At 27.9% G+C, this 14168-nt stretch carries 11 protein-coding genes; all 11 read left to right on the plus strand.

Translation table 11 applies throughout. From position 1 onward, the window contains the following. The first annotated feature begins 3 nt into the window (after nt 1-3). Entirely contained in the window at nt 4-4137 is a 4134-nt protein-coding gene (gene rpoC, locus H7686_RS00565) for a DNA-directed RNA polymerase subunit beta' (RefSeq protein ID WP_193621926.1), read from the plus strand. A gap of 213 nt (nt 4138-4350) precedes the next feature. Beyond that, entirely contained in the window at nt 4351-4755 is a 405-nt protein-coding gene (gene rpsL, locus H7686_RS00570; RefSeq protein WP_193621927.1) for a 30S ribosomal protein S12, read from the plus strand. Nucleotides 4756-4795: 40 nt separating this feature from the next. Beyond that, nucleotides 4796-5266 (plus strand): 30S ribosomal protein S7, encoded by a 471-nt coding sequence (gene rpsG, locus H7686_RS00575; RefSeq protein WP_193621928.1) that lies wholly within the window; start codon nt 4796-4798, stop codon nt 5264-5266. Between the two features lie 39 nt (nt 5267-5305). Next, nucleotides 5306-7372 (plus strand): elongation factor G, encoded by a 2067-nt coding sequence (gene fusA / locus H7686_RS00580; protein ID WP_193621929.1) that lies wholly within the window; start codon nt 5306-5308, stop codon nt 7370-7372. A gap of 721 nt (nt 7373-8093) precedes the next feature. Continuing rightward, a complete protein-coding gene (locus tag H7686_RS00585) occupies nt 8094-8246 on the plus strand; it encodes a hypothetical protein (RefSeq protein ID WP_193621930.1) in 153 nt (50 codons plus the stop codon). 549 nt (nt 8247-8795) lie between these two features. Continuing rightward, nucleotides 8796-9998 carry an elongation factor Tu gene (gene tuf, locus H7686_RS00590; protein ID WP_193621931.1) on the plus strand — a complete coding sequence of 401 codons (1203 nt, stop codon included), beginning with the start codon at nt 8796-8798 and terminating at the stop codon, nt 9996-9998. Nucleotides 9999-10597: 599 nt separating this feature from the next. Beyond that, a complete protein-coding gene (gene infC, locus H7686_RS00595; protein WP_304513325.1) occupies nt 10598-11110 on the plus strand; it encodes a translation initiation factor IF-3 in 513 nt (170 codons plus the stop codon). Between the two features lie 80 nt (nt 11111-11190). Further along, on the plus strand, nt 11191-11379 hold the full coding sequence (gene rpmI / locus H7686_RS00600) for a 50S ribosomal protein L35 (protein WP_193621937.1): 189 nt from the start codon (nt 11191-11193) through the stop codon (nt 11377-11379). A gap of 35 nt (nt 11380-11414) precedes the next feature. After that, the gene (rplT, locus tag H7686_RS00605; RefSeq protein ID WP_193621933.1) at nt 11415-12113 is read left to right on the plus strand and encodes a 50S ribosomal protein L20; all 699 of its coding nucleotides are present in this window, start codon (nt 11415-11417) and stop codon (nt 12111-12113) included. Nucleotides 12114-12160: 47 nt separating this feature from the next. Further along, on the plus strand, nt 12161-12739 hold the full coding sequence (locus H7686_RS00610; protein WP_193621934.1) for a hypothetical protein: 579 nt from the start codon (nt 12161-12163) through the stop codon (nt 12737-12739). A 44-nt stretch (nt 12740-12783) separates the two neighbouring features. Then, nucleotides 12784-13845: a M42 family metallopeptidase gene (locus H7686_RS00615; protein ID WP_193621935.1), complete on the plus strand. Its 1062-nt coding sequence runs from the start codon at nt 12784-12786 to the stop codon at nt 13843-13845. Nucleotides 13846-14168: the final 323 nt, after the last annotated feature.

Below are 14168 nucleotides of genomic sequence, written 5' to 3' on the forward strand. Positions count from 1 at the left end.
ATTATGTTAAATATGAAAATTGAAGATTTTACTTTAACTAAAAGAACTTTAAAAAATTTAAAATCTATAGGTATTAATAGTTTAAATGATATTAATAATTATCATTTAAATGAATTAGTTTCTTTATTAAACGAAGAATCTTTTAAAGAATTTGTAGTTATTTTAAAAAAATATGGTCTTCCTGAATCTTTAAATAATTTAAATTTAAATCAAGAGGTTTTAGATATTTTATGTCAAAATAATATTTTCAATTGTTTCTCTTTATTAACAACTGATAAAGATGTTTTGCTTAAGTTATTTAGTTATAATCATTCTCATCAGGATCTTGTAATGAATATTTTAAATTTATATAATGGTTCGAAAAATAATTTGAATCAGAAAATTGATAATTCTGTTGCGGATATAGAAGATATCGTTGTGAAAAATGAGAATAATGAAAATGAATCTGCATCTTCATGGATAATTGATAAGGCCATTTTTGCAAATAATAGCAATCGAGAATATGATTATTTTAAGATTCGTTTATCTTCTCCTCATGAAATTCGTCAAAAATCTTATGGTGAAGTTGTAAATTATGAAACTATTAATTATCGTACGGCTAAACCGGAAAAAGGAGGATTATTTTGCCCCATTATTTTTGGTCCTGTTCAAGATTTACAATGTATATGTTCTAAAAAACAAACTTTAAAAAAAGGTCAAATTTGTTCTAAATGTGGTGTAGAAATTACAGAACAATTAGTTAGACGGGAAAGAATGGGTCATATTGATTTAGCTGCTCCTGTAGTTCACACATGGTTTTTGAATAGTTTACCTAGTCGCTTAGCTATTTTATTAGGAATGAAAGCTAAAGAATTGGCAGAAATTGTTTATTATGTATCATATATAGTGATTAATCCTGGTAATAGTGATTTAACTAAATATAGTATTATATCTGAGTTAGAATATGGTCAATATTTGGAACGTTGTGATAATAATTTTGTCGCTTTAACTGGTGCTGAAGCTGTTAAAACTATGTTAAAAGAATTGAATATGGAAGAAACTATTCAGTCATTAAGGTTAGAATTAAAACAAGCATCTAAGCAAAAAAGAGATTTGATTGTTAAAAGATTAGAATTAATGGAATCTTTTTATCAGTCCGATAATAAACCAGAATGGATTGTTTTAGAAGCTATTAATGTCATTCCTCCTAGTTTAAGACCTATAGTTGCTTTAGAACAAGGTGTACGTTTTGCTTCTGCTGACATTAATGATTTATATCGCAGAATTTTAAATCGTAATAATCGTTTAAAAAGACAATTAAAACAAAATGCTCCTAGATTAATTATTAAAAATGAAAAAAGAATGTTACAAGAAGCTGTAGATGCTTTATTTGATAATGCTAAATCTAGTAAAAAAAGCACTTCTAATATTGAACGTAATAAACCTTTAAAATCTTTATCAGAAATGTTAAGAGGTAAACAAGGACGTTTTCGTCAAAATTTATTAGGAAAAAGGGTAGATTATTCTGGTCGTTCTGTTATTATCGTAGGACCTGATTTAAAATTACATCAATGCGGTATTCCTCGGCAAATGGCTATTGTTTTGTTTAAACCCTTCGTATTAAATAAATTACAAGAATCTAAAGGTATTGATAAAAAAAGTGCTAATATTTTATACGAAAAAATGAACGAACATGTGTGGAAATTATTAGAAGAAGTTGTCCAAGAACATCCTGTTTTATTAAATAGAGCACCTACTTTACATCGTCAAGGATTGCAAGGTTTTCAAGTTAAATTAATCGATGGTAAAGCTATTAGATTACATCCTTTAGTTACTTTAGCTTTTAATGCAGATTTTGATGGAGATCAAATGGCTGTTTATGTTCCTCTTTCTGTAGAAGCTCAAGCTGAAGCTCGTTTATTAATGTTATCTTCTTATAATATATTGGATCCTAAAAATGGTAGTCCGGTTTTATCTCCTTCTCAAGATATGGTTTTGGGAAATTATTATTTAACTATTGAAGAAACACGCAAACGTATTATAAAAGGTTATAATTCTGATAGTAGAAACGAACAACATCGTTATAAACATCGTAATGAAGGTAAAGTTTTTAATGATTTACAAGAAGCTGAATTAGCTTTTTATAATAAACAAATAGCTTTACATACTCGTATTTTAGTGCGTGTTTCTAATATTTCTTCTTATTTTAATGATAATCAAAAAAATAAATATTTAGTTACTACATTAGGTAAATTGATTTTTAATAGTATTTTGCCTAATGATTTTCCTTATTTGCAAGAACCTACTATATTTAATTTAGAAATAAAAACACCAGATGTTTATTTTATACCTAAAGGCGTTCATTTGAATGAATATTTGAATAATATTCCTACTCCGGAACCTTTTAAAAAACGTTTTTTGTCGCTTATAATTGATCGTGTTTTTAAAAGAAGTAATATTTCGGAAACATCTAAAATGTTAGATGATATTAAAAATTTAGGTTTTAAATATTCAACTATGTCAGGTGTAACTATTTCTCACGCAGATATTAATGTTTATTCTAAAAAAGATGAATTAATAGCTCAAGTAGAAAATAAAATTATAGAAATTGAGCAATGGCACGACAAAGGATTTTTGACCACTAGCGAAAAAAAAAGTTTAATTATTCAAGAATGGAAAAATGTTCGTAATGTTATCCAAGAAGGTTTGATGCAAGAATTTAATCAAGATAATCATTTATTTATGATAAGTGATAGTGGTGCTCGTGGTAATGTTTCTAATTTTGCACAATTATCCGGTATGAGAGGTTTAATGCATAGTCCTACTAATAATCAATTAGAAATCCCTGTTAAATCTTCTTTTAAAGAAGGTTTAAATGTTCATGAATTTTTTATTTCGACGCATGGAGCTAGAAAGGTTTCTACTGATACAGCTTTAAAAACGGCTGAATCAGGATATTTAACTCGTCGTTTAGTTGATGTTGCTCAAGATGTGATTATTATGTTAAATGATTGCGGCAGTGATAAAGGTGTTTATGTAACTTCTTTAGAGCAAGATGGTAAAGAGATTATTTCGTTACAACAACGTTTATTTGGTCGTTATATAGCGCAAAGTATTGTAGATCCTTTCAATAAGCAAGTTATAGTTAATTTTGGTGAATTGATTACTCGTGAAATAGCGGAAAATATTGTAAACATTGGATGTTTATCGGTGAAAATTAGAAGTGTTTTAACATGTAATTCTGATTATGGTATTTGCGCTAAATGTTATGGTTTAAATTTAGCCACTAATAAAGCAGTTGAGATCGGAGAAGCTGTTGGTATTATTGCTGCCCAATCTATTGGCGAACCTGGTACTCAGTTAACTATGAGAACATTTCACACAGGAGGAGTTTTATCGGTTTCTGATATTACTCAAGGATTGCCGCGTATTCAAGAATTATTTGAAGCTCGTAAGCCCAAAGGTAAAGCTTTAATAAGCGAATATGATGGTGTAATTAAAGAAATTAAATCTAGTAATCTTTATTCATCAGATATTGTTATAGTTTCAGCAATTAATCCTCAACAAGAATATATTTATACTGTAGATTCTAATGTAGATATTTTAGTTAATGATGGCATGGCTATAAAAGCCGGACAACGTTTAACTTCTGGTTCAATAGATTTAAGGGAATTATTACGTATTAGTTCTGTAGTAAATACACAAAAATATATTTTGGAAGAAGTACAGCAAGTATATCAATCTCAAAGTGTTTACATTAGTGATAAACATATTGAAATTATTATTCGCCAAATGTTTAAACAAATTTTAGTTATTTCTGAAGGGGATAGTAATTTATTACCGGGGTCTGAAGTTTCTATTAAAGAATTTAAAAGAATAAATATGCAATTAATTAAACAAAATAAAAAATTAGCAGCTGGACGTCCTATAGTTTTGGGTATTACGAGATCTTCTTTAAAAAGCGATTCTTTATTATCTGCGGCATCTTTTCAAGAAACTACTAAAATTTTAATTGATGCTACAATTAAAGGTCAAAAAGATTTTTTATTAGGTTTAAAAGAGAATGTTATTTTAGGCGGTTTAATACCTGCCGGAACCGGAATTTTAAATCATTCTTTATTCGAATATCCTTTAACAGAAGAAGATAAAAATAAATAATTTTTAATAAATAATTGTTAATCATAATTTATAAATTAAATTTGACTATATATTTTTTATTTTTGAGCTAGTTGTTATTGTTAAGTTTTTTAAATAATCTTGTTTTAACGATATGAAGTTTATATTGACTTTTATTCAAAAAAAAGATAAAATTTAGGTCGTCTTATATTTCTAATTACCAAAAATAACAAAGAAAGGTTTTATTATTTAAATATGCCTACTATTTCTCAGTTAATCAGAAAACGAAGAGTAAAAAAAAATACTAAAACCAAATCACCAGCTTTATCTGTTCGTTTTAATATTTTAAAAAAGAAATTTAAAAATATTAATTCTCCTCAAAAATCTGGAGTTTGTTTGAAAGTATATACTACCACTCCTAAAAAGCCTAATTCTGCTTTAAGAAAAGTAGCTAGAGTTCGTTTGTCAAATCGTCAAGAAGTGACAGCTTATATTCCTGGTATAGGTCATAATTTACAAGAACATAGTCTTGTGTTAATACGAGGTGGTCGTGTTAAAGATTTGCCCGGAGTTCGTTATCAAGTTATTCGAGGAGTTCTTGATACTGCTGGAGTATCCAATCGAAAACAAGGTCGTTCCCGATATGGTGCGAAAAAATAAGAATTTATTAAAATGTAAATAAATTAAGGTGTATAAACTTATGTCTCGTAAAAAAAGTTTTAAAAAAAGAACATTACTTTTAGATCCTATTTATAATTCTGTTTTAGTAACTAGAGTTATTAATAAATTAATGAAAAATGGAAAAAAAGATATTGCTTGTTCTATAGTATATAATTGTTTATCTCAAGTTAAAATGTTAACAAAAAAAGAACCTATTGAAGTTTTGAATGAGGCTTTTAATCATATTATGCCTTTAGTAGAATTACGTACACGCACTATTGGGAGTCAAAAGTATCAAGTTCCTTTAGAAGTTTCAGTAGAAAGACGTTATTCTTTAGGTTTGAAATGGTTAATTATGGGAGCACGTAAACGTAATGAAAAAAGTATGCAAGAAAAACTTGCTCAAGAAATTATTTCTGCTGCTTCTGGAACAGGATTAGCAGTTAAAAAACGTGAGGAAATTCATCGTATGTCTGAAGCTAATAGAAGTTTTGCTCATTATCGTTGGTAAAATCACTGCTTTTAATATTTTCAACTTAAAGGAGGCAATATGGGAATTGAATTAGAATTAAGTAAAATACGTAATATTGGTATTATGGCTCACATCGATGCAGGAAAAACTACTACTACTGAAAGAATTTTATTTTATACCGGAAAAATTCGTATAGCTAAAGAAACTCATGAAGGTTTAGCGCAAATGGATTGGATGGATCAAGAAAAAGAAAGAGGAATTACAATTACATCAGCTGCTACTACTGTTTTTTGGAATAATTGTAAAATTAATATTATTGATACTCCAGGACATATTGATTTTTCTTCAGAAGTTAATCGTTCTTTACGTGTTTTGGATGGTGGTGTAGTAGTTATAGATGCTCAAGCCGGAGTAGAACCACAAACAGAAACAGTTTGGCGTCAAGCAACTTATTATAAAGTTCCTCGAATTGTGTTTGTTAATAAAATTGATAAATTAGGGGCTAATTTTGAAAATGCTATCGCTAGTTTAGAGAAAAGATTAAATGTTTTTGCTTATGCCATTCAATGGCCTATCGGTGTAGAAAATAATTTTCGTGGTTTTGTTGATTTAATAGAAATGCAAGCTTGGGAATATTCTTCTAGTCCTGATCGAGAAAATCAATTAATTCCTATTCCTGAAGAACTAAAAGAACTTGTTAATTCCAAAAGACAAATATTAATAGATAAACTAGCTTCTTTAAATGACGAATTATTAAATAATCTTTTGGAAAATAAGCCTATTTCTTCTACTCTCATTAAAAAAGCACTTCGTCAAGCCACTTTAGAAGTTAATTTTTTTCCAGTTTTATGTGGTTCAGCTTTAAAAAATAAAGGTATTGTCCCTTTATTAAATGCTTTAGTAGATTTTTTGCCTTCACCTTTAGATTTACCCAACATTAATGGTTATGATAAAAATGAACAACCTATTGTTCGTAAAATTAATTTTAAAGAATCTTTTATCGCATTAGCTTTTAAAGTTATGACGGATTCTTTTGGACGTTTAACCTTTATACGTATTTATTCAGGTTGTTTAAAATCTGGTTCTTATGTGCAAAATAATAATAAAAATATTACAGAACGTGCTTCACGTTTATTATTAATGCATGCTAATTCTCGACAAGATATTAAAGAAGCTTATGCTGGTGATATTGTAGCCGTAATTGGTTTAAAAAATACTATTACAGGCGACACTTTGACATATGAAAATGATTTTATTTTGTTAGAAAAAATGAGTTTTCCTGAACCAGTTTTACAAGTTGCAGTAGAACCTGTTTTTTCCAAAGAACAGGACAAAATTAGTTCTGCTTTGTTTAGTTTTACTCAAGAAGATCCGACTTTTAAATTTACTGTAGATCCAGAGTCAAAACAAATGATTGCTGCTGGAATGGGTGATTTACATTTGGATGTTCTCATGGAACGTTTAAAAAGAGAATTTCAAATTCAAGTAAAAGTGTCAGAACCTCAAGTGGCTTATCGAGAAACTTTAATTAGTTCTATAGAAGTTGACGGAGAATGTAAACATCAAACAGGAGGCCGCGGGCAGTATGGTTATGTTCAAATTTTATTTGAACCTAATCCTGGAAAAGGTTTTGAATTTGTTAATAATGTTAAATATGGTGCTATCCCGCAAAATTATATTCCGGCTGTATCTAAAGGTTTACAAGAATCTTTATCTAGTGGTATAATCGCTGGTTATCCTTTGACTGATATTAAAGCAACTTTATTTAGTGGTGCTTTTCATGAAGTGGATTCTTCGGAATTTGCTTTTAAATCTGCTGCAGCAGCAGCTTTGCGAAAATTACGCAATAGCAAATTAGTTGTTATTTTAGAACCTATTATGAAATTAGAATTAATTACTCCTCATGAATATATTGGTAATGTTATCGGAGATTTAATTTCGCGTAGAGGTCGTTTAGAGAATCAAGAAAATATAGGTATGGTTATGAAAATTCAGGCTTTTGTTCCTTTAGCAGAAATGTTTAAATATTCCAGTAGTTTGCGTTCTAATACTCAAGGAAGAGCTAATTTTTCTATGGAATTTTTTAAATATGAAAAAGCTCCTGACCATATCGCTAATAAAATTATGGAATCACGTAATAAATAAAATTTATAGATATAACATGGGAGCCAAAGAGGCCTAAATTTACTTTACTGCTATCTAACCAATAGCCAGGGCCGATAAACTCTGAAAGGAGATGGTCGGTTTGGCAAACGAAAGAATGCCGAATTACAGCAGACCATAAAAGCGGGTTGCGACGAAAGCAAATTAGTCAAGACGACTCCGCCACCGAATAATTCTACGGAGAAGCCTGAAATGGCCTAAGAAGGAAAATTGAGGTAATCATAAGATCTGTTTCGGAAGTTGCTTAAACGGACAATCCAGAATCTACTAATACATCTTACAATATTGAGTAGTTTATCAGCTAAAGAAAACCTGGAATCAGCCTCCTAAAGAGGATACTTCTCCTAAAGAATTAAGGTCGAAATTTAGAGTAACTTGGAGAATCCTAAAACGAAGTAATTAAATTTACTAATTCGGAAATAAAAGTCCGGATGGTCAAGGATAAAGAATCTTTTTAGTAGTCGTAAGGGTAAACCTAAATTTGGTATAATTTAGTTAATCGTCTTATCCAGAAGAGAGAGTTAATCACTCTTATAGGACGAAAGAAGAAAGTAATTTACTATTTATTTAAAATGGCATCGAGAAAGAGGTTGATATTATGTCAACAACGGTTTCACCAGAAACTAAACTTTCACAAAAATGGAATAAAATTCAATATTGTTCATCAAATGGTTACTCTTTAAAAAGAGAACTACAATAAGGAATGAATAACTTTTATAACACGTTAACCGCATTTAATAAAATTGCCACTAACAAAAGGGAGGACACACCAGATGTTGACAATGAAACCATTGATGGGGTTAATCTAGAAAGACTAGAAAGATACCATCTAGGAATACGTCAACAAGGGTTATAATCCGAAACCAGTTAAAAGAATTCTCATTCCTCATGATAATAAAAGAATCAGACCCCTAGGTCTACCGACTATCAAAGATCGGTTAATACGAAAATGTCTGAAACAACTCTAATTGACCGCTTAAAAGCGGAACGTTGTGAGAATTGCGACAGAACAACTTCACTGTAAATTCATCATATTGGGACAATTCACAATGCGAATTGCCAAAAGATCATGAAAGAACAAGATTGTTGTGTAAAGTTTGTCATCGGAAGATAACCAACCAACAAATACATGATATCAGAAAAATAAGAACAATAAGAATAAATAAATAGCTAATGAGCCGCAAGGAAAAATTAGTTCTCGAAAGAGAGTAAATTATGGAAAGTGGTGTGTTTGGAAACTTGATCACACTGTTTGGACGGGGGCTGATTGTAAATAAAATAGCAAATATAAATCGTTGTATAAAACGCAATTAATCTATCTGTATTATTTATTAATATTTCGGTAATTATAAATAATTAATTAATTATTTTAGTACAAAAATATTAAATGGAGAAAAAAAATAAAATGTCAAAAGAAAAAATAAATATTAAAGAAGAAGCACAAATAATTAAACCTCATTTAAATGTAGGAACTCTTGGTCATGTAGATCACGGAAAAAGCACTTTAAGTTTGGCTATTAATAATTATTTAGCCGCAAAAAATTTAGCTAAATTTCGTAAAGATATTAAAACTTTAGATAAAACCGTTGAAGAACAAGAGCGTGGTATTACTATTAATGCTCATCATTTGGAATATGAAAGTGACACTCGTAATTATGCTCATATTGATTGTCCTGGTCATAAGGATTATATTAAAAATATGATTACTGGAGCAGCTCAAATGGACGCAGCTATTTTGGTAGTTTCGGCTGCTGATGGTGCTCAACCTCAAACTCGCGAACATATTTTATTAGCTAAACACGTAGGAGTTCCTAATTTAATAGTTTTTTTAAATAAATGTGATAAAGCTATTCCTGATTTAATACCTTTGGTAGAACATGAAATACGTGAAATTTTAACTAAAAATGGTTATAATGGGTCAGAAATTCCTATTATTCAAGGATCCGCTTTAAAAGCTTTAGATGGTGATCAAAGTTATTTATCTAAAATTGCAGATTTAGTAGCAGAATTGGATAAATTACCTTTGCCTATTCGTGATATCGATAAACCTTTTTTGATGCCTATTGAAGATATATATTCTATTACAGGCCGCGGAACAACTGCTTCTGGTAGAGTAGAAAGAGGTAAATTAACTTTAGGCGAAGAAGTCCAAATTCTTGGTTTAGATAAAGATACTTCTACTGTCGCAATTGGTTTGGAAATTTTTAAAAAATCTAGAACTCAAATTCAAGCAGGAGATAATGCTGCTATTTTATTACGTGGTATTAAACATAGTGATATTAAAAAGGGTCAAGTAATAGTGAAACCAAATTCTTTAAAGGTATATTCTAAATTTAAAGCAGAAGTTTATATTTTAACCGAAGAAGAAGGTGGTCGTAAAAAATCATTCAGAACTAATTATAGACCTCAATTCTTCTTTAGAACTGCTAATGTTACAGGGGTTATTACTTTGCCTAATGATATTGCTGTAGCGATGCCAGGTGATAATGCGACTATTGAAGTTGATTTAATTAAACCTGTTGCGTTAGAAGTGGGTACTTCTTTTGCTTTCCGTGAAGGTGGTAAAACTATTGGTTCAGGAAAAATTATTGAAATTTTACCGAATTAATTAAAGTTATTTAATTATGAAAGAAGACTAGTGTATAGTCTTTTTTTATATTTTTAATCATATTAAAATTTTTATAATTTAAATATTTAAATTATAAAATTATTATTTTGATATTTAAATTAATAAATTAATTTTTGATTTAATTGATTGAAATCTTTTTACTTTATAAAAGTATTTTAAGTTTATTTTTGTTAATTAATTTAATTAAAATAAATCATAATAAATTTAAAAATAAAAATTTAAAATTAATAATGAGTAAAATTGTCTTATTAATAAGAATTTTTTGTTTTATTATTGAATTATCTATTTTTAAATTTTATAATTTGACCTATATTCAAGTTAGTAAGGTAATTAAATAATTTATTGGACAGATATAAGATTTGTGTTTTTTTAGTTCTTATAAGAGTTAATTATTTACGAATAATAGCAAAATTAATTTTTTGCGGAAAAAGATTAAATATATTTAAATTTTATTAATATATAATAGTTAAGTTTATTTTAAATAATTTTAGTTTTTTTGCTAAAATTATAAATATAGTGTAAAAAAAGGAGTTATTCATATTATTAAACATAAAAAAAATAAAAAAGAAAATTTAAAAATTAGTTTTTTATATAACGAAAAAGTTCCTTCCGGAGAATATTTGGTTATCAATAATCAAGGAAAACAATTAGGAATTTTTCAAAAAGAACAAATATTTGATATAGCTGAACAGCAAAATGAAGATTTTGTTTTAATTAATGCTCATTCCAATCCTAAAGTAGTGCGTTTGGTTAATTATTCCAAATTTTATTATGAACAACAAAAAAAAATTAAACAAAATCGTAAAAAACAGCATAATCAAATAAATATTAAAACTATTTGTGTAAGCCCTCGTATTCAAGATAATGATTTATATGTTAAAATTAAAAAAGCCGAAGATTTCTTAAAAAGCGGACATAAGGTAAAAATTAATATGCTTTTGCCAGGTAGAATGGCTATAAATCCTAGTATTGGTAGCGATATTTTTAAGAAAATTATATCAGCTTTAAATTTAGTCTCGAAGGTAGATATTCCTCCTAAAATAGAAGGAAATCAAATCAATTCTTTGTTAGTTCCTTTAAAGTCTAATTAATTTTAATTATTAGCTTATTTGAATGTTGTTATGCATTTAGTTTTTTGTTTTAAAAAAATAGAAAGAAATAATGGTAATTGATTTTGAAAAAAAAAACACATAAAGGTTTAAAAAAACGTATCAAAATTACTAAAACTGGTAAATGGTTACGCAAACATGCTTTTAAAAATCATTTAGCCGGTTCTAAAACTACTAAACAAAATAGACAATTAAGAGGATTTACTTATGTAGATTCTTCAGATTTAAAACGTATTAAAAATTTAATTTAGCAAATTTATATAAATCTAAAGAAAGAAGAAGAGTCATGGTTAAAGTCAATTTAGTTCCAGCTCGACGTAGACGTCGTAAGAAAATATTAAAATTAGCTAAGGGTTATGTAGGTTCTAAAAGTACTATTTATAAAACTGCTCATGAACAAGTAATGCGTTCTTGGCAATATGCTTATGTTGGTCGTAAAAGAAATAAAAGAGATTGGCGTTCTTTATGGATTCGTCGTATTAATGCTGGATGTTCAGAAAATGGTATGAATTATTCCTCTTTTATATATGGTTTAAAATTAGCTGGTGTTGATTTAAATCGTAAAATTTTATCTAATTTAATTATTAATAAACCTGAAATGTTTAAATTTTATATCGAATTATCTCAAAAAAGTTTGCTTGATTTTAAGCAAAATAAATTAACAAAAAATATTTCTAAATCTACATTAGATTCGACAGATATTTCGAAATCTGATTTAAATTCAGATTTTTATGCTTTAAATTCAAAAAATATTAAACAAGATTTTTCAGATACTATTTCCCAAAAATCTGTAACCGATAATATTGGTGATTTAAAATCTAAAAATTTAGATATTCTTGCAGATAATGAATTTACAATAAACTTATCATCTTTACAAAAAATGAATTTATTAACTTTGCGTCAGTTAGCAAAAAAAAATAACATTAATAAAGTGTCTAAGTTGAAAAAAGCGGAATTAATTAATTTGTTACTGGAAACATTGTAAATAAAATCAAATTTTATTATAGATTTTTTTAGAGAGGTTCAACAAATATGTATGAAATTAAAAAAATAACTTTTCAGAAAATTATTTTAAATATTTTAATAACTATTTTATTTTTATTAAGTGCCGTGACATGTTTTGAACCTCAATATTTTTCTATAAAAGGCATCCGAATAATTGATATTTTATTAGGAATTTTATTATTATTATTTAATTATTATTTTGTATTTATAAATTTTAAAAAAAATTCAGGATTAAAAAAGTTTTTCTTTTTAATAGAAACATGTTTATTATCGCTTATTTCTGGTAGTTTGTTTTTGTCTTTTTTAATAACTAATGTTTTTGTGAAAAAATTGTTAAATTTAAGCAATATTATTAGTTATATTTTAATGATTCATTGTTTTATTTCTTTGCATTTGTTTGGATGGAAAAATAATAAAATGAATATTTGGAGTTTAAACGGTTATTTAGTAACTTTTGGGACAAGTTGTTTTTTATTAGGAAAAGATATTGATTTTTCTTATATAATTTTAAGAATTTTTTCTGTTTTGTTTGGTTTTTTATCTTTATTCTATCTATTTATTGTGATTAATCAAATTTCTAATTATAAGAAAATAACTGTGAAATAATCAAAAAAATAATTTTTTTTGAAAAAAGGAGATCGCATCAAAAAATGTCTGATTTATTAATTAAAATGAAAGAATTAACTATGTTAAATGGTATTTCTGGTCAAGAAAAACAGATTACAAATTATGTTAAAAATAATATTATTTCTTCAGTAAATAAAATAGAATATGATAATTTAGGTAGTTTAATAGCTTATAAAGGACAGAATGGTCCAAAAATTATGTTGGCTGGTCATATGGATGAAATTGGTTTAATGGTAACCGAAATCACAGACAATGGTTTTGTTAAATTTCAAACTATAGGTGGTTGGCTACCGACAGTTATGTTAGCTCAACTTTGGCAGATTCATACTAATAAAGGTATTATTTGGGGTATTACTGGTGCTAAACCTCCTCATTCTTTAAGTTCGAACGAACGTAATCAAGCTCCTAATATGAAAAATTTGTTTTTAGATATAGGTGTTTCTACTAAAGAAGCAGCTCAACAATTAGGAGTTACTATCGGAAATATGATTACTCCTTATTTAGAATTTCGGACTTTAGGGGATGAAAATTTTATATTGGCTAAAGCGATAGATAATCGTGTGGGAGTGCTAATTGTTACTGAAGTATTACACAAATTACAAAATAATCCTAATCAATTTATAGGCGCTTTTACAGTTCAAGAAGAAGTTGGTTTAAGAGGGGCTATTACTAGTGCTAATAAGGTTAAACCTGATATTGCTATAGCGGTAGACGTGTGTGTTGCTAATGATGTTCCTGGTAATCAAAATTCATCAATTAGTTATTTAGGAAAAGGACCGCAAATATCTTGTTATGATCACGGATTAGTTGCTCATACAGCTTTAAGAGAATTTGTATTAAAAGTGGCTCGAAAAAATAATATTCCTTTTCAAGAAGCTGCTCCAGAAGGCGGAACTACAGATGCTGCTGCCATGCATACGCGTCATATAGGTGCTGCAGCGTTAGTAATTTCGGTACCTACTCGTTATATACACTCTCACGCGTCTATTGTTCATCAACAAGATATAATTCACACTATTAATTTATTAACTCTATTAATAGAAAAATTAGATCAAAAACAGGTTCAAGAAATTTTATTTAGTTAAAATTATTAATAATGGGGATTAAATCAAAAATCTTTATAATTTAAATTAGGTCTCCTAAGAATCCTAAATTTCCTGCTATCTAACCAATAGCCAGAGCCGATAAACTCTGAGAGGAGATGGTCGGTTTGACAAACGAAAGAATATCAGATTATAGCAGACCATAAAAGCGGGTTGCGATTTTATTTATCCTAAAAGTGCTAGAACAATTATTAACTCCTTATTAAGGGTTCAAAGCATTATCTCATATTTTTGTATGAAAAGGAATTTAAGTTAAATAACATACTTGAACTACATCACCGAATTCAGTTGTTTAAAGACACTAG

The organism is Candidatus Phytoplasma asiaticum, from assembly GCF_015100165.3.
Taxonomy (GTDB): domain Bacteria; phylum Bacillota_I; class Bacilli_A; order Acholeplasmatales; family Acholeplasmataceae; genus Phytoplasma; species Phytoplasma citri.

Excerpts from the sequence above, each read along its gene's own strand:
- rpoC (WP_193621926.1), top strand. The coding sequence starts at position 4 with ATGTTAAATATGAAAATTGAAGATTTTACTTTAACTAAAAGAACTTTA.
- rpsL (WP_193621927.1), top strand. The coding sequence starts at position 4,351 with ATGCCTACTATTTCTCAGTTAATCAGAAAACGAAGAGTAAAAAAAAAT.
- H7686_RS00585 (WP_193621930.1), top strand. The coding sequence starts at position 8,094 with ATGAATAACTTTTATAACACGTTAACCGCATTTAATAAAATTGCCACT.
- tuf (WP_193621931.1), top strand. The coding sequence starts at position 8,796 with ATGTCAAAAGAAAAAATAAATATTAAAGAAGAAGCACAAATAATTAAA.
- rpsG (WP_193621928.1), top strand. The coding sequence starts at position 4,796 with ATGTCTCGTAAAAAAAGTTTTAAAAAAAGAACATTACTTTTAGATCCT.
- fusA (WP_193621929.1), top strand. The coding sequence starts at position 5,306 with ATGGGAATTGAATTAGAATTAAGTAAAATACGTAATATTGGTATTATG.
- H7686_RS00615 (WP_193621935.1), top strand. The coding sequence starts at position 12,784 with ATGTCTGATTTATTAATTAAAATGAAAGAATTAACTATGTTAAATGGT.
- rplT (WP_193621933.1), top strand. The coding sequence starts at position 11,415 with ATGGTTAAAGTCAATTTAGTTCCAGCTCGACGTAGACGTCGTAAGAAA.
- H7686_RS00610 (WP_193621934.1), top strand. The coding sequence starts at position 12,161 with ATGTATGAAATTAAAAAAATAACTTTTCAGAAAATTATTTTAAATATT.